The sequence below is a fragment of the Propionispora hippei DSM 15287 genome (genome assembly GCF_900141835.1).
Taxonomy (GTDB): domain Bacteria; phylum Bacillota; class Negativicutes; order Propionisporales; family Propionisporaceae; genus Propionispora; species Propionispora hippei.
In genome coordinates this window covers 297,074-313,740 of sequence record NZ_FQZD01000004.1, presented here as the reverse complement: position 1 = coordinate 313,740, position 16,667 = coordinate 297,074, and the positions used below count along the sequence as shown (strand labels likewise).

The window sequence follows — 16,667 nt, the reverse complement described above, 5'->3', positions numbered from 1 at the left end:
TTTTATGGTGGTAGTTTTGGAGTATATTATTGTTACCTTAACGGCAGTGACAGCAACTACACTGATCGTTTATAAGCTGGGAAACAGACTAACTGGCGTAACCTTGCATATAAAGTCCCTGATTTTATGTGCCATATGCGCTTTATTTATTAGTCTGATTTTGCCGCGAATTGTAGTAGATTTTGCCGGTTTGTCCGGCAGTGTTATTTTTTTGTTGTTTTTTGCTATCATTTTTGCTTATTTTGTTGCTCAATATGATGCTTCCTGTAAACCTACCCAGTCAACTCATCAAGTAATACATTCCGAGACTTTTTCCGAAGCCTGCACAGCGGCCCAAATCCCTGTCGCCGACAGTGTTGCGGGCCATATCCCACCGTCGCTTGCACTGCTGCCTTCGGAAAAGGTAGAAGTGATCACAGAAACTCAGCCGGAATTTGCTGTGACTGCAGCTTCTGTTGCAGTACTGGAAACAGAGTATACATCTTATAACAATCCTCAGGAAAAACCGGAGCCGGTGGCGCCGATTATACTTCAACAGATAAATGATAACGAGGAATGTCATATAGAGGAAGTGGCTGAAGAAGTGAAAAAAACAGATAATCCTAATCTGATTGATTTTATCAATCCGGCGATAACCGCCGAAACAGCTGAATTCGAAACGGCAGCTACCGTTTCAATAGCTGCCAACCAGGATATTGTTTCCGCAACTGTTGCTGAAGAACTGCCTCAGGCTATTCCGTTCACCGATTTAGCTGCACCGGTTGTTTCACTGGAAGAATTAATGGAAATGGCCTATCTGGAAAAGGAGCAAAAAAACTTTAATCAAGCGCTTACTCTTTTCCGGCAGGCTTTGTCCCGATATCCGGAAGATGATACTGCTCCGTTCTTAACTGTCGAAATAGGCAATATCCTAAAAAATAAAGGACTCTATGATGAGGCAATACAAATATTTTCAGATGGGCGCAACTTATCAGGACTGCGCAACGATCCATTATTAGAGCAGGAATTTATCTCGACAGTGGCTTTTTTACGAATTATCAAAAATACCTTGCTTCAGCATCGGTTGGGGTTTGTCCCCTTTAACAGCATCCCGGAAGCAATTATGGAAGAAATTAATACTGAGTTTCGCGAATGGCGCAACCTAAGTTAATATTTTAAATTCTAGGAGGAGTACTGTAAATGAAAAAGAGTGTAGACATTTTAGGGTTACAAGTGATTAGTATTAGCGAAGGTAAAGAGTTAGGCAGCGTTAAAGGGTTAGTGATTAATTCCAGCGAGGGAAGCGTAGCCGCACTAATTATTGACGACGGTAAATGGTATTTAGGAGCAAAACTATTGCCTTTTTCCGCTATTGCCGGCATTGGTGAATATGCTGTCACGGTGGAAGGCAGCGATGAAGTATTATCAGTCTCCACAGCACCTGATTATGAGAAGTTGTTAGCTGCCGACATTAGAATTATAGACACCAAAATCGTGACCAAGACAGGCCGGATATTGGGTAAGGTAGTCGAGTTTAATATTGACGAAAACGGAAAAATTGTTGCTTGTGATATTGAGGATGTAAAAGGTGAAGCGCTCACCTTAGCAGCGCAACGAGTTATTACATTTGGTAAACAAGTTACCGTTATCGCCGAAGAGGATGCCTTTATTACTGAAACAACTGTTCCGGTAACCAAAGAACCCCCTGTCCAGCCTAAGGAAGAAGTAGCACCGGCACCGGTGGTAAAAACTGCGCTGCCGGTCGAAGCAGCGGAAAAGCAGCAAGAAGAACCGGAAAAGAAGGTGGACGACAAACACCGTAAATTCTTGTTAGGGAAAAAAGCCAGCCGTCGTATTGAGACAGATAATGGCGTAATTATAGTGGATCAGGGTGGAGAAATTACAGAAGAAGTACTGCAAAAAGCAAAACTTGCTGGGAAATTTGTTGAACTCTCAATGAATATTCAATAAACTGAGTAAAATCCCCGCCATTGCGGGGATTTTCTCACTTCCCAGTTTTCGCTCATTCAAGCTAAACATGAAAGGGTGCTAGACTGTGCAAATTGCATCAGGAAAACGTACCACCAATATTATTCTCTTTTTAGCTATTATTGTTTTATTTAGTTCGGTTAGTTTATTTGCTGCCAACGCCGCGTTTGCCGTTAGAGATGAAATTTATACCGGCGTCAAAATTGCTAATATTCCTGTCGGTGGCCTCTCCGAAGAAGAGGCCCGGACCAAGCTGACTACACTGCTGAACGACCGTCTCGCCAAAAATCCGTTAATACTGATCTATAAAGATCGTGAATGGACAATCCAGCCTACAGAAATTAAATTGTCAGCAGATATTGATTCACTAATTAAGCAGGCTTATCAGGTCGGCCGAAGCGGTAATATCATTCAGCGTCTGCAAGAACGGTATATCACTATTAATAAAGGCTATCAACTGCCTATTAATTTTGCTTATGATAAGGAAAAACTCAGTGAGATACTAACTTCTATTGCGACTACGCTGAATCAAGAACCGCAAAGTGCCAGAGTAGTGTTACATGGGGTAAAAATTGTCTCTATCCCTGATACAGAGGGACTAAAGGTAGATGTGGAAGCTACTACCAAGGCAATTAATGACAAGATTAATGCCGATAGTTTTCCTTATAAAGTTTCTCTGGTTGTGAATGTTACCAAACCTAACATCGTCTTAGAAGATTTGAAAAGCATTGATGATCTCATTGCAAGTTACACTACACAATTTAATTCGCAAAATGAAAATCGTGTACAAAATATCCGTTTGGCTGCCAAAAGTGTAAATAATATCTTATTGCGTCCAGGTGAAACATTTTCCTTCAATCAAACTGTTGGCTTACGTCTGGCGGAATACGGCTATAAAGAAGCGCCTGTTTTTATTAACGGTAAGTTGGTTCCCGACTGGGGTGGCGGCGTCTGTCAGGTTAGCAGCACTTTGTATAACGCAGTGTTGCTGGCCGATATGAATATTTTGGAAAGAACTTCTCATTATCGTCCACCTGGATATGTACCATTGGGACAGGATGCAACGGTTGCCGACAATTTACTTGATTTTAGATTTAGTAATTCATCAGACCATAACATTTTTATTGGCAGTGAATTAACCGATACCCATCTGACCATTTACGTATTCGGTAAGAGTGAAAAGCGTCCGGAAATTACAGTGACTGCTACAGACAAAAAGGTGATAGAACCAAATACAATTGTGAAACAGGACCCGGAGCTGGAATTGGGGAAAGAAGTGGTAGAATCGGAAGGGGAAAAAGGCTTCCAGGTGACAACCTACCGGATTAAGCAATTGAATGGCAAGGAAATCAGCCGGGAACTGTTGGCTAAAGATGAATTTCCTCCTGATGACCGGATTGTGCGGGTAGGCACCAAAAACTTGCATGATCAAAAATAATATAAATAATAGATAAATAAAAAAGACAAGAGGTAAATTTATCTCTTGTCTTTTTATTTTTGTTTACGATTTACAATAATCGCAATACACCAACAACCTTACCAACAATGGCTACATCCTTTACATAAATTGGAGCCATTTGATCATTTTCCGGCTGTAAGCGGACGACATTCTTCTCTTTGTAAAATCGTTTCACCGTAGTTTCTTCATTATCAATAAGCACTACAACAATATCGCCGTTATTTGCATCTTTTTGCTCTCTGACCAGAATATAGTCACCGTCAAGAATTCCGGCATTGATCATACTGGTTCCTTTCACAGTCAGCATAAAAACATTGTCGTCCCGAACCAGTTCTGTCGGCAGGGGGTAGGTCTCTTCAATATTTTCTATAGCTAAGATAGGCTGTCCCGCTGTGACACAGCCAACCAAAGGGACAGGAGTCAAATGTTTTTGGCGCCAGGGAGCTTCATCCAGCACATCAATGGCGCGGGGTTTGGTTGGGTCGCGTTTGATCAGTCCTAACTGTTCTAATTTGGAAAGATGACTATGGACGGTAGAACTGGAACTCAATCCCACAGCTTCGCCGATTTCACGCACTGATGGCGGATAGCCTTTAGCCCGCAAAGTACTCTTTATATAGTCCAATATTTGCTGCTGTCGCGAATTTAGATAAGCGTCATTGTTCATGTTCATCCTCATTTCCTAATACTCAACCTAATTATAGCAATAGTTAACAAAAAATGCAAACATTCGTTCGAAAGCATATTGACCAGAACATATGTACGTGTTAAAATAATACCAAACAAATGTTCGAGGTGATATTATGTTTAACAAACCAAATCTATTTTTTATTTTGGGAATCATCTTAGGATTTTTATTTTTTGTTACTTATCAAAATGTCTATGCCCAGTCCAATATTTTTCTAGACTCCAAAACTTATGTCGTCGTCCAGGTAGAGACAAACGACACTTTATGGAGCATCGCTGAAAAACACATTACCAACCAAAACGATATTCGTGATTTGATCCGTGCTATCAAATATATAAATCATATTGACGAAAGCTCCAGTATCTATCCGGGGCAAGAATTAAAAATTCCAATCATAACAACATCCACTTAAAGACATAGAATTAAAGACATAGAAAGCGACATAATTTAAAATATGCTTCATTAATTTGATTCATTCGAGGTGATTCCTATTATCTATCCATATGCGGGGCTGCCATAGCCCTTTTTTCTTAAATATTTTACGTCCGATAATATCTATTATGTTAAGTAAACGGGTGAAAGGGGTCAAACTTGACTCAAGGTATCATGGTAACCGTTTTTCCGTATTTTTTATTGCGATCTATTAATTATTAATAATGTTCGTTCGGAACTTTTAAAGTTTTAGTTTTATTTAAATTTAAATGAGCTACTTTTTACAGTCTAATCCGTCAATTATTTTTTACAACTATATTTTCTATTAATTATATAAATATATAAAAAATCTAATTATCACTACCGAAAAATTATCGCCATAAATTGAAAATACGCCCTGTATTTCAGTTTGTCCGATAGGCAAGCCTTAGCGGTACATAAAAACTCATTAGCCGCTTTGTATGGCCTTATAAATAGCTATAATCTGAATTAACGATGTTCATCGGTTCCTGTTTGTAATCTCCCTTTACAAAATCCCAGTTTCATCCTATTTTCTTGCCAAAAGATATCCTTATAAGTATAATTATAGGGATATCTAAGCTAAACCAATTGAATTTGAATAAGGCAGGGATAATTTTGAAAATATCAGCCACAGCAATTGACGCAACCAACTTTATAGAAAATATAAAAGAGTATATTAAAAGAGATTCGGCCCATGGCCGTCCTTCGCAAGACACGTTAAATACCTATATGTCAAATATTAATCAATTTCTCCAGTGGTGCAGCCTGGAAGCCCGCATCCATCCTTTAGCGGCTGTCCAGGATGATATTAAGGAATACAGAAACTATCTGTGGGAAAATAGACAACTACGAGTATCCACGGTATCACTCAAGTTAACGGCTATCCGGCGTTTCTACGATTCAGCACGGCTCAGGAATCTGGTGGAAACAAACCCTTGTGACGGTATTTTTGCCGGTGAAGATCCCTTATTACGGACTACAGGCATCAAATACCTTAATGAAACTCAGTTACAAAGCCTGATCAGTCTAATACCCGCTGCCGGGGTAAATAACCTACGGGCCCGTTTGATCATTGCGTTTATGGCCTTACAGGGTTTACGTACGGTGGAAATCCATCGCGCCAGTGTGGAAGATATTGATTTAGACCACGGTATTATGATTGTTCGCGGCAAAAAGCGTGACGGACGGATTTATCTGAGAGCAGACACATTGGCTTTGTTGTTGAAATATCTACAGATTCGTGGTTTTGCCGAAAAGGATGAACGGGGCACTCCCCTCTTCCTCTCCACCGCATATCATAATAAGTTTGGCAGGTTATCCCGCTGTGGTATACGGGATATCGTGGATTTCTGGTTTAAGCAAGCCGGAATTAAGCAGGAAAATAGCCAAATGCTCAGTTGTCATTTACTTCGGCACTCTTGTGGGACCAACTTATATTTGCGCACCAAGGATTTAAGAGTTGTACAAGAAGTGCTGCGGCACAAAAAAATTGATACTACCACCAAATATTCGCACATTGAGGATCAAATGAATAAACGCTATACGGAGTTAATTCCGCTGGAAATATTGTAGTTCCGAAATAGGCGCTACGTATTTATAAAATTAAAGAAACATCCAGTAATTGCAAAACATGATCTATTTTATTGAATAAAGTGGCTTGATCAGATCCGGCAAATAAAAGTCCTATCGCATAATTGTCCAGCGTTAAAATTAAGGATCCGCTATCACCGGGCTTACTCATCGGCCCTGCCAAAATCTGTTCACTGAATACGGCATATTCACTGGGATTAATGCTTATTTTAAGCGTCACATCGGTAGCTAATACAGTACTTTGGGTTACGCCGGTAGTTCGCCCGCTTTTTTTTATCTCCAGCCCTGGTACAGCTTCCTTTATTCCCTGGACCGGGCCAATCTCCATAATGTCAGGACTTATGCTATTTTTATCAATAGGCTTGGCCACAGCACAATCTGCAAGGTTTTCTTTGCCGCTTTGCCGCCATACCTGAACTTTATATTGGGGACGAAAGGCTTTAATGATTTTATTAATCGTTGTTTCAAAAAACTGCGCAATGGGGCATTGCGGTGTAATTAATTCCATGGACAAGGGAACGAACCGTTCTAAATGTCCTATAGCGATCTTGTCCAAACTCAAGCTGGCGCCATCATATATTCCCGGTTGAGTAATTAGATCTCCCTTCTTCGAGCGACCATCCGATCCGTTTGTCAAATTTGCCAGGACATGATTATTGGATAAAATAAATGGCTCCTGAGTCTTTTTATCATATACAACAGCACCAAAAGTTCCCGCCGAAACCTGATAATGCCCTAAACTAATACCCGGCTGTGCCGGCCTTATCATGTCCGTACGGTTGGCATTCAATAAACGAATATTACCAACCTCAATAACATCGGTAGGTAGTCCGGCTAAAGCGGAGGGGATTTGATCATTGCGCAGAAGTTCCTTTTTTTTAAGCTTTTTTTGTACTAGTACAACGACGGCTTCATGTCCCGTATTCTGCCCACGAATTAATTTATGACCCTGTCCTATACCAACCACTTGATCCAAATTTGCCACTTGACGAAATAGTTCCGAGAATTTTGCACTCATACAAAGGCCTCCTCAACTAGACCGGTTTCTCGGTCATGAATGTCGGTCATTAATGTATGATATGCATACTCAACTTGCAACGCAATTAATTGCTAAGCAATTTTTTTATTTCATCAATCTGGGTCCGGGCAGCCTCTTCGCCACGCTTGATGCCAAGCAAGGCCTGTTTAGTGCTTTTAAAGCTTATACCCTGCATATCCGGCCGGATGATTACATCGGCATATTGCTCTCCCTTTAACAAAGTAACTTCCCGTCCCATAATATCAATACATTGCAACAAAATTTCACCAACCGATTTAAGGTCATAATTGGCCTGGCCGGCATAGCCTAAATCTACGGCTATAATGAAATCAGCTCCCATATGGTGTAATATGTCGGTAGGTAAATTATTCTTTACAGCACCATCTACCAATGTCATGCCACGGAATTTCTTCGGCAAAAAAATACCCGGTATGGATATACTGCTGCGCACCGCATCGGTAAGTAACACATTATGATAATATCTGGCATTTAAGATAGTGCGATGTCCCGGAACCGGTGTCGTAAAAAAAACGGTACTTGCTGAATTAATATCTACAGCCGTCACCGCCAGAGGAATCTTGGTATCATGTACGGTACGTTCCTGCCAGAGGCCGGAAAAAAAACGTTCTAGCTTATCTCCCTGAATCAAGCCTGTGGGCAGTACAGACCAAAACCGGAATTTACCGCTAAAGAACCACTTCATACTATGCTTAATAAGATCTGTGACGGTAACATTTAAATCAATTAAATTGGATAGATCAAGCTTTTCAGCAAGATTTATCATTTGTCTGGGGGTATAACCACAGGCATAGAGCGAAGCGACAATCGAGCCGGCGCTAGTACCTGCGATCATATCAATGGGAATGTTGTGATCAAGCAAGGCCTTTAGAACGCCAATATGTGCCAGCCCCCGTACTCCACCGCCACTGAGCGCGACACCGACAACTTTGGTTTTTGTTTTCTGGCGGCCAATACGAATAAGCATAACATCCCCCCACACTCTTCTGTAACATACTATGAGTTCATTACAGGAGATGGTGTATAAAAAAACACCTGTTGAAATATCTTTTCAACAGGTGTTACATTTTCTGTGCTAAAATAATCATTCGTGGTGTTTCCGGTCCATATGGCCGGCCATCAAAATCTCCATAGGTGGATTTGATGACGAAACCACTTTGTTCCAAGATGGTAATCATCTCCGAGAGCGAATAAGAACGTAAAGCAAATTCATATTGCGTTTTAACTCCAGTTACCTGGTTAATCAGCTGCCGTTTCATCGTTGCAATACCGTTTTGCAATTCCACCTTGTAGGACAACACATACTCTCCACTAGGATGCCGCCAATAGCGATTTAAACTATTACGAATCATCCAGTCCTTATTCAGTAAATCAATTAAAAACAACCCGCCTGAATAAAGAGAATGATTGATCAAATGCAAGACATGCGCATTTTCGCTATCCGAAAAGTAACCAAAAGCGGCAAACATGTTGATTACAGCATGGAAGCTCTGATTATAACAAAGCTTACGCATATCGCATTGGGAAAAAGTTATTGCTACGTTTTCCTCCTGCGCTTTTTGTGTGGCTATTTCTAAAAACTCAGCCGTGGCATCCACGCCTGTCATATTAAAGCCCAGTTTGGCAAGTTCAATCGTATGTCGGCCATATCCGCAATATAAATCTAAAATACAGGAATGCATAGGTAAATGTAGTACGTCTGTTATAAAGTTTACTTCTTGGGCAGTTCCTGCTAAAGAATATTCTTTAAAGTCACCTAGTATATTTTGCGTCATTATGACACCTACCATTACCCGATTCATACATAAGTCTGATTATGTCGAATCAGTTTTGTCAGATTTTTCTCCAAATAATTTAACACAGTTTCTACCGGCATGCTTTGCTGTGTATAAAGCAATATCCGCACATTCTATCAACTCAATATCGAAGTAGGCATCCTCCGGATAGCTGGCGATTCCTACGCTTACCGACACCTGCCCGTTTGGCTGAGCCATTCCATTTGGGAATGAATATTCGGCAATCTCCTTGCGGATCCTCTCTGCCAGCAGATAGGCTTCCGCCTCACTGGTTTCCGGCAATAATATGGCAAACTCCTCACCGCCATATCTTACAACAATGTCCACATCCCGGCAGGACTGTTTGATCAAACCGGCTACCGTGCTTAACACGGCATCACCGGCCAAATGTCCGTTTGTATCATTATAGTGTTTAAAATAATCAATATCAATCATAATCAAGGAGAGCGAACGTCTATAGCGCATAGCCCGCTTCAGCTCTTGCGTCAAAATGGTCCTGAAATAGCGGTAATTATACAGCCCGGTTAAGCCATCGGTGATCGCCTGGATTTCCACTTTCGAGACATGACTGGCATGAGCTATTGTCATGGCAATTTGACTTGCCAGTGAGCGCAATAAATCCAAATCGTAGGACTGGAGAATCCGTCCGTCAGTAGTTTCCACATTTAACACACCAAACAACCGGTCATCAACAACTAGAGGAATCGCCACTTCACTGATGCAATCACTGCTTCCGGTAATATATCGGGAATCCTTGGATACATCTTCCACATAAACTAATTCCCGGTGCAATGCGGCATAACCGGTTATGCCTCTCCCCAAAGGAATGCGCCGTGAGGCATCAGCAAGTCCCCGTTGCGCCGTCACTTTAAGCTCCTTGCGCTTTTCATCAAACAACATGATTGACACGTGGGTAAAACCCAACTCACGGGTAATGCCGTCTAAAATTTCATTTAATACTTCCTGTTCGTTGACTGTTTTTTGCACAATGGAAGTAATTCGATACAATGCGGCAATTTTCTTATGAGCCTGCTCGATGTCCATCATATGAAATTCTAAGTTAGACATGGCAATACACAATTCACGATTGAGTGACTCATACTGTTCAGACATACAGGTAAACTCTTCTTCGATCAGCAAAGACTCAGTAATATTTTTCATAAATACAATGACTGTGCTATATTGAGGCAAGAAAGAAAAAGAACAGGAGTAATATTCCGTTAGGCCACGAATATCAATATGGCATAACTTCGAAATATATACCGGCTGCTGTGAAGTAACACACTCATAATATGCATTATGAATGGTCGTATAGTTTTCCGGAGTGACAACTCTTTTCAATAAATCAAACCAACTTCTTCCGACCAGATACTGGAGATTGCGGGCATTATGTTTATGAACATATAAATGGGTTATTTTTTCCGATGAATTCACCGCGATCAAAGAAGAAGAAATGTGATTGACTACTGTCTCAAGCATTGCAATATTGATTTGATCCATCACGTTTAATCAATCCACCTCAAAAATACAGTACCTTATACTATTCGCTAAAATAGCCATAACTCCTGCTATCAAGTAAAATATGTGAAATAATCCGAAAATATCCATGCTATTCGTTTTTACACATCAATTAATCATTTCAGTACAGTCTATATGTAGTGTATATATTGTATTGAAACGATTTTATGACATTTTTTATAATTTTTCCAGCCAGCTTGCCACCCTGTTTACGCCTTCGGCCAGCCTGTCTTCCGGTTGTACCAGCGCAATGCGAACAAACCCTTCACCACAAGCCCCAAAAGCAATACCGGGAATCACAGCAATCCCTGTGTTTTGTAAAAGATCCACCGTAAAAGCCAACGAACTCTGCCTGGTGGGCACCGGCGCCCAAAGGAACATCGAAGCCTTAGGCTTTGGTATATTCCAACCGGTCCGCTTTAAACCGTCAACAAGAACATCGCGTCGGCGCTGATACATAGCCGCCAAATCTTTCACACATTGTTGTGAACCGCTAAGAGCCGCTATAGCAGCCTGTTGCACCGGATAGAATACACCATAATCTATATTGGATTTTAAGCGGCCCAGTAATTCGATTACCCTGGCATTCCCAACAGCAAATCCAATGCGGCAGCCTGCCATATTGTATGTCTTAGACAGTGAGTGGAGCTCTATACCGACCTCTTTAGCACCAGGAACAGATAAAAAACTATCCGGGCGATATCCGTCAAAGACCAGTTCGCTATAGGCGAAATCGTGACAAACGACAAAGGAATATCGCTGCGCCAGATTAACCACTTGGGCAAAAAACTCTTTAGGGGCTATGGCGGCCAGCGGGTTATTCGGATAATTGAGAATCATGAGCTTAGTTCGCCGCAATACGTCTTCGCTAATGGCACTTAAATCAGGAAGATAATGATTCTCCGGTCTAAGCGGCATATAATGAATTTCAGCGCCCGCGATGAGCGGTCCTGCCGTATAGATGGGATAACCCGGATCAGGAACTAATACCACATCGCCAGGGTTAACCAGGCATAAAGACAAGTGAGCCAAGCCATCCTGAGATCCCATCAGGGAATGAATTTCGTTCCGGGCATCTAAACCAACATTAAACTTTTGCCGGTACCAGGAGGCAATCACATCCAACAGGTCAGCATTGCCCTTTGACAGGGTATAACCGTAGCGTTCTGCATCATTTACCGCCTCGGTTAAGGCACGCATAATGTGCTTGGCCGGCGGCATATCGGGACTGCCAATACTTAAAGTAATCACATCTTTGCCTTCACAGACTCTCGCCTGCCGCAGGTCATCCATTTGGGTAAAGATGGCTGACATCAAACCGTTCATTCTTGCAGCTTGTCCAACTATTTTCAAACCAGATCACTTCCTTTGCAGGTACGTATAAACAGAAGCAGGACAAACAGTCCAAGCTTATTTTCCTGTCAATCTCATACTGCGCTTATGCGCCTCATAAAGCAGCTTTTCTTCGTCTATTGTTGTTAACCGGCGATTTTCAACCACAATTTTGCCATTGGCAATAACGGTATGAACATCGCCGGCTGAGGCTGAGTAAGCCAGCAATGATAAACGGTTGTGTCTGGGGCACCAGTGAGGAGAATCCATATCGAGAAGCACAATATCTGCCTTAAGGCCCGGAGCTAAGCGTCCAACCTTATCAGCCAAGCCCAACGCTTGCGCCCCAAAAGCAGTTGCCATTTTAACAGCGGTTTGAGCCGGTATAACCAGAGGATCACGAGTGTTAACTTTATGCAGCAGCGCTGTTAGCCGGATTTCCTCCAGCATGTCCAAATTGTTGTTGCTTGCAGCCCCATCGGTTCCCAGACCAACACAAAGGCCGGCAGCTAACATCTGCGGCACAGGTGCAATACCGCTGGCTAATTTCATATTGCTTCCCGGATTATGCGCCACGCGGACCTGCTTTTGCCGCATGATCTGAATATCCTCAGTCGAAACGTGTACACAATGAGCTGCCAATACACCGCAGTCCAGTACGCCTAATTCAGACATTAATTCAATCGGCGACTTCCCATACTGCTTAAAGCAATTTTCCACTTCACCGGCTGTTTCCGATAAATGGATATGAATCTCGGCATCCAGCTTCTGGGCTAAGGACACCACTTTTTTTAAATAATCCGGTGGACAGGTATAAGGCGCGTGAGGTCCTAACATAACCGTAATACGTTCATTTGCCGTATGATGATACTCATGGTAAAAGGCCTCACTTTCCGCCAATGACTGCAGCGCATTGGCGCCCAAACCGGTCATGCCTCTGGCCAGCACTGCTCGTATGCCACTTTCGGCAACCGCTTCGGCAACCTGGGGCATATAAAAATACATATCGGCAAAGGTGGTCGTACCTGTTTTCAGCATTTCGGCAATAGCCAATAATGTTCCGTAATATACATCTTCTGCCGTTAAGTTAGCCTCGGCCGGCCAGATTTTATTCTCCAGCCAATCCATCAGCAGCATATCATCGGCATAGCTTCTGAACAACGACATGGCGGCATGGGTATGTGTGTTAATCAGTCCCGGTATGGCCAGTTTGTCAGTGCAGTCAATAACTCTTGTCTTATCACCTGCTTCCATAGCGGTGCCGATACCTGTTATGCAGTCGTCACTGATCGTAATATCTGTTTGAATCAGTTCATCACAGTCAGATAAAAGTTCAACATTCTTTAAAATAATTGTCTGAGGCATTTTACACCGTCCTTTCTCTCCTGCATTCCCGCAGGAGTTAGGAACCACTGATTTAATGAGTGTCGTCCCTGGCAAGAAAGTAAAACCCCTGGGAAAGGTCAGCTATTTCAGGGTTTTATTGACACACTCAAACGGAAAAAGATCCGCCAAGACGCGTAATTCAATGAATCAGTGGTCCCTAGATTGTCTAAAGCATCGGCATGGTTTTATCCTTAAGCCTGCTTTAAATATTGTTCCTGTTCTTTTGTCAGATGATCAATCGTTATGTTCATTGCCTGTAATTTTAAAAGCGCTACCCGTGAATTCAGTTCATCGGAGGCTATATATACTTTATTACTCATTTCGCTGTGATGCTCCGCAATATGCATAACGGCCAGAGCCTGCATGGCAAACGATAAATCCATGATTTCCGTCGGATGACCATCACCGGCAGCCAAATTTACCAGTCTTCCCTCAGCCAGCAAGTAGACCTTTTTGCCATCGGAAAAAGTAAATTCTTCTATATTTTTACGGACCACCCGCTGTGAAACCGAATCGGCCGCCAAATGCTCCCGATTTATCTCCACATCGAAGTGACCTGCATTGGCTAAAATAGCGCCGTTTTTCATTACGGCAAACTGCTCACGCCGAATGACATGCTTGCAGCCGGTCAGCGTCACAAAGAAATCTCCCTGTTTTGCGGCTTCCTGCATAGGCATAACTCTAAAACCGTCAAATACGGCTTCAATCGCTTTGATGGGATTGACTTCGGTAACAATGACATTGGCACCAAGCCCCTTGGCCCGCATGGCAACCCCCTTGCCGCACCAGCCATAACCGGCCACTACAACAGTTTTCCCGGCAACAGTAAGATTGGTTGTGCGCATAATTCCATCCCAGGTCGACTGTCCGGTGCCATAACGATTATCAAACAGATATTTACAATAGGCATCGTTTACCGCCATCATTGGAAATTGCAGGCGTTTTTCCGCTTCCAGCGCCCTCAGGCGGATAACACCTGTAGTGGTTTCCTCGGAACCGCCAAGAATATGAGGCGCTAACTCGCTGCGTGTCGAATGAAGCAAGGATACCAGATCACCACCGTCATCCACAATAATTTGCGGCTTGGTATCCAGCGCCTTATGTAAGAATTGTTCATATTCTTCAGCCGTACAATTATACCAAGCATATACGGTCACACCTTGTTCCGCGAGGGCTGCCGCTACATCATCTTGTGTGGATAACGGATTGCTGCCGGTGATTGCGACATTCGCCCCGGCATTTTTCAAAACCAGCGCCAAATAGGCGGTTTTGGCCTCCAAATGCATGGTGATAACTATATTCTTTCCAACCAGAGGTTTTGTAGCCGAAAGTTCTTCATTTAACACGTTAAGCACTGGCATAAAGCCCTTGACCCAATTTATTTTATCGGCACCCTGTGCGGCAAGGCTCTTATCTCTAATGATCGATTCCATTTACATATCACCTTTCTTAGCTTTTAATTTTTCAATTGATATTTCATACGGCGTCCGTAATACACCATATTCTGTGATAATACCCGTTATCAACGAATTGGGTGTAACATCAAAGGCCGGATTAAATACCGGAACTCCGTCAGGAGCCACGCACACACCGCTCAGAAAGGTAATTTCCTCAGGCTTGCGTTCCTCAATAGGAATTTCATCGCCGGACCGCATGGAAAAGTCAAACGTCGAAAGCGGTGCAGCCACATAAAAAGGAATGTTATGTTCTTTCGCCAGAATGGCCACACTATACGTTCCGATTTTATTTGCCACATCGCCGTTACTGGTTATCCGGTCTGCTCCCACTATCACTGCCTGAACCATCCTCTGTTTCATAACCCAGCCGGCCATACTGTCGGTAATTAACGTAACCGGAATATGATCTTGCATAAGTTCCCAGGCGGTTAACCGCGAACCCTGCAGCAAGGGTCTGGTTTCATCAGCAAAAACACGGGATACATTTCCTTCGGACCAAGTCCTACGAATGACGCCTAAAGCCGTTCCATAGTCAACTGTCGCCAGGGTACCTGAGTTACAGTGAGTTAATATGGCAGTCGGTTGGGTAAACAATTGCGCGCCATACTGGGCAAGACGGTAATTAACTTGTTTGTCTTCTTCGGCAATGAGCAGGGCTTCCTGTTCCAGCTTATCAAGCAGGTCACTGTCCTGCTTATAGCGCTGCACTACCCCCAACATGCGGTCGACAGCCCAGGCCAGATTGATCGCAGTCGGTCTTGTCTTTTTTAATTCTTTCGCCAATACGCTAATTTTCTCATCAGTAAGCTCCGGTCGTACGGCTAATTCCCGGATGCCTAACACCATCGCAAAAGCGGCCGCAGCCCCTATCGCCGGAGCACCGCGTACCTCAAGATTTTTAATTGCCTTTGCTACAGTACGATAATCCCGGCACTGTATATATTCTACCTTGTTGGGCAGTAAGGTTTGGTTCAATAAGGATAAATAGCTACCTTTCCAAGAAATTGCTTGCATATGAACCTCCTATAATTTAAATCCGCCATACTCGGCTAACGCATGACGGCAACCACAATCCTTTTCCGTATCAATCAGTTCAATGGCCGTCATAACCAATTGTTTGATATGCTGCGTATTGTTCTGCATGGCCTCAACAACTTCTGCATGCGTCAAAGGTGTTTGAGAAATTCCCGCAGCAAAGTTCGTTACCATCGAAATGGTCGAATAGCAAATCTCAGCCTCCCGCGCCAGCACCACCTCCGGAACATTGGTCATACCGACAAGATCACCGCCCATTTGTTTAAACATGGAAATTTCCGCCGGTGTTTCAAATCTTGGACCTTCCGCGCACACATAAACTCCCTTATTATGTACAGCAAAACCCAGCGACTCGCCTGCTTCGACCAGTTTTTTTCTGAGTGACGGGCAATAGGGTTCGGTAACGTCAACATGGACAACGCCTCTCTCTCCGCCTTCATAAAAAGTATTGATCCGGCTTTTGGTAAAGTCCAGAAATTGATCGACCAGTACAAAATCACCTGGTTTCATCGCCAAATTTAACGAACCTACAGCAGTTGTAGCCAGGATACTCTCTACACCGATTTTTTTTAAAGCCCAAATGTTGGCCCGGTAATTGATTAAATGAGGCGCAATGGAGTGCTGACTGCCGTGCCTGGGAATAAAAGCAATCATTTTATTCTCAAATTCTCCGACCTGGCAGCTTACCTCACCATAGGGAGTAGTGATATCCACTGTTTGTACATTATGTAATATGGAAGGATCGTAAACGCCGGTTCCTCCAATAATCGCGATTTTCGCCATATTGCTCACTCCTTTATTAGATTGCTGCATTACCTTATATTGTACTATACTCTGTAAAGAAAAACAGCAAAGCTTATCGAATAAGCTTTGCTGTAGGCAAAGCAAAATTACCAAGGCAACTAAATCATAGAATGCCCCTGTTACT

15 protein-coding genes are annotated in these 16,667 nt (G+C 42.8%); 5 read left to right on the top strand and 10 right to left on the bottom strand.

Annotated features, from left to right (window positions below):
* Nucleotides 1–16 precede the first annotated feature (16 nt).
* The 3 genes from F3H20_RS01590 (at nucleotide 17) to F3H20_RS01580 (ending at nucleotide 3,406) form a co-directional block, all read left to right on the top strand.
* A complete protein-coding gene (locus tag F3H20_RS01590; protein ID WP_149733223.1) occupies nucleotides 17–1,150 on the top strand; it encodes a tetratricopeptide repeat protein in 1,134 nt (377 codons plus the stop codon).
* 29 nt (nucleotides 1,151–1,179) lie between these two features.
* Nucleotides 1,180–1,950: a PRC-barrel domain-containing protein gene (locus tag F3H20_RS01585; RefSeq protein ID WP_149733222.1), complete on the top strand. Its 771-nt coding sequence runs from the start codon at nucleotides 1,180–1,182 to the stop codon at nucleotides 1,948–1,950.
* An 85-nt stretch (nucleotides 1,951–2,035) separates the two neighbouring features.
* A complete protein-coding gene (locus tag F3H20_RS01580; protein WP_149733221.1) occupies nucleotides 2,036–3,406 on the top strand; it encodes a VanW family protein in 1,371 nt (456 codons plus the stop codon).
* Between the two features lie 70 nt (nucleotides 3,407–3,476).
* Here the strand turns inward: F3H20_RS01580 and lexA are convergent, their stop codons facing one another.
* On the bottom strand, nucleotides 3,477–4,094 hold the full coding sequence (lexA, locus tag F3H20_RS01575; protein WP_149733220.1) for a transcriptional repressor LexA: 618 nt from the start codon (nucleotides 4,092–4,094) through the stop codon (nucleotides 3,477–3,479).
* A gap of 136 nt (nucleotides 4,095–4,230) precedes the next feature.
* On the opposite strand from lexA, the gene F3H20_RS01570 reads away from it, so the two are divergent.
* A complete protein-coding gene (locus F3H20_RS01570) occupies nucleotides 4,231–4,527 on the top strand; it encodes a LysM peptidoglycan-binding domain-containing protein (RefSeq protein ID WP_149733219.1) in 297 nt (98 codons plus the stop codon).
* A gap of 656 nt (nucleotides 4,528–5,183) precedes the next feature.
* Nucleotides 5,184–6,140 carry a tyrosine-type recombinase/integrase gene (locus F3H20_RS01565; protein WP_149733218.1) on the top strand — a complete coding sequence of 319 codons (957 nt, stop codon included), beginning with the start codon at nucleotides 5,184–5,186 and terminating at the stop codon, nucleotides 6,138–6,140.
* Nucleotides 6,141–6,162: 22 nt separating this feature from the next.
* On the opposite strand, the gene F3H20_RS01560 is transcribed toward F3H20_RS01565, so the two are convergent.
* The 9 genes from F3H20_RS01560 to mtnP form a co-directional block, all read right to left on the bottom strand.
* Entirely contained in the window at nucleotides 6,163–7,176 is a 1,014-nt protein-coding gene (locus F3H20_RS01560) for a chymotrypsin family serine protease (RefSeq protein ID WP_149733217.1), read from the bottom strand.
* 85 nt (nucleotides 7,177–7,261) lie between these two features.
* Entirely contained in the window at nucleotides 7,262–8,182 is a 921-nt protein-coding gene (locus F3H20_RS01555) for a patatin-like phospholipase family protein (protein ID WP_149733216.1), read from the bottom strand.
* Between the two features lie 94 nt (nucleotides 8,183–8,276).
* A complete protein-coding gene (locus F3H20_RS01550; protein ID WP_149733215.1) occupies nucleotides 8,277–8,990 on the bottom strand; it encodes a class I SAM-dependent methyltransferase in 714 nt (237 codons plus the stop codon).
* A gap of 39 nt (nucleotides 8,991–9,029) precedes the next feature.
* Complete coding sequence (locus tag F3H20_RS01545) at nucleotides 9,030–10,511, bottom strand: sensor domain-containing diguanylate cyclase (RefSeq protein ID WP_223191566.1); 1,482 nt, start codon at nucleotides 10,509–10,511, stop codon at nucleotides 9,030–9,032.
* A 195-nt stretch (nucleotides 10,512–10,706) separates the two neighbouring features.
* Nucleotides 10,707–11,882, bottom strand: coding sequence for an aminotransferase class I/II-fold pyridoxal phosphate-dependent enzyme (locus F3H20_RS01540; protein WP_223191553.1), 1,176 nt, complete (start codon nucleotides 11,880–11,882; stop codon nucleotides 10,707–10,709).
* 57 nt (nucleotides 11,883–11,939) lie between these two features.
* A complete protein-coding gene (locus F3H20_RS01535) occupies nucleotides 11,940–13,226 on the bottom strand; it encodes an amidohydrolase (RefSeq protein ID WP_149733213.1) in 1,287 nt (428 codons plus the stop codon).
* A 212-nt stretch (nucleotides 13,227–13,438) separates the two neighbouring features.
* Nucleotides 13,439–14,680 (bottom strand): adenosylhomocysteinase, encoded by a 1,242-nt coding sequence (locus F3H20_RS01530; protein ID WP_149733212.1) that lies wholly within the window; start codon nucleotides 14,678–14,680, stop codon nucleotides 13,439–13,441.
* Nucleotides 14,681–15,718 (bottom strand): S-methyl-5-thioribose-1-phosphate isomerase, encoded by a 1,038-nt coding sequence (mtnA, locus tag F3H20_RS01525; RefSeq protein WP_149733211.1) that lies wholly within the window; start codon nucleotides 15,716–15,718, stop codon nucleotides 14,681–14,683.
* Between the two features lie 9 nt (nucleotides 15,719–15,727).
* The gene (gene mtnP / locus F3H20_RS01520) at nucleotides 15,728–16,522 is read right to left on the bottom strand and encodes an S-methyl-5'-thioadenosine phosphorylase (protein ID WP_149733210.1); all 795 of its coding nucleotides are present in this window, start codon (nucleotides 16,520–16,522) and stop codon (nucleotides 15,728–15,730) included.
* Nucleotides 16,523–16,667 lie beyond the last annotated feature (145 nt).

What these genes read in the sequence shown, in the direction of transcription:
- F3H20_RS01585 (WP_149733222.1), top strand. Translation starts at nt 1,180, where the DNA reads ATGAAAAAGAGTGTAGACATTTTAGGGTTACAAGTGATTAGTATTAGC.
- lexA (WP_149733220.1), bottom strand. Translation starts at nt 4,094, where the DNA reads ATGAACAATGACGCTTATCTAAATTCGCGACAGCAGCAAATATTGGAC.
- F3H20_RS01570 (WP_149733219.1), top strand. Translation starts at nt 4,231, where the DNA reads ATGTTTAACAAACCAAATCTATTTTTTATTTTGGGAATCATCTTAGGA.
- F3H20_RS01560 (WP_149733217.1), bottom strand. Translation starts at nt 7,176, where the DNA reads ATGAGTGCAAAATTCTCGGAACTATTTCGTCAAGTGGCAAATTTGGAT.
- F3H20_RS01555 (WP_149733216.1), bottom strand. Translation starts at nt 8,182, where the DNA reads ATGCTTATTCGTATTGGCCGCCAGAAAACAAAAACCAAAGTTGTCGGT.
- F3H20_RS01550 (WP_149733215.1), bottom strand. Translation starts at nt 8,990, where the DNA reads ATGACGCAAAATATACTAGGTGACTTTAAAGAATATTCTTTAGCAGGA.
- F3H20_RS01545 (WP_223191566.1), bottom strand. Translation starts at nt 10,511, where the DNA reads ATGGATCAAATCAATATTGCAATGCTTGAGACAGTAGTCAATCACATT.
- F3H20_RS01535 (WP_149733213.1), bottom strand. Translation starts at nt 13,226, where the DNA reads ATGCCTCAGACAATTATTTTAAAGAATGTTGAACTTTTATCTGACTGT.
- F3H20_RS01530 (WP_149733212.1), bottom strand. Translation starts at nt 14,680, where the DNA reads ATGGAATCGATCATTAGAGATAAGAGCCTTGCCGCACAGGGTGCCGAT.
- mtnA (WP_149733211.1), bottom strand. Translation starts at nt 15,718, where the DNA reads ATGCAAGCAATTTCTTGGAAAGGTAGCTATTTATCCTTATTGAACCAA.
- mtnP (WP_149733210.1), bottom strand. Translation starts at nt 16,522, where the DNA reads ATGGCGAAAATCGCGATTATTGGAGGAACCGGCGTTTACGATCCTTCC.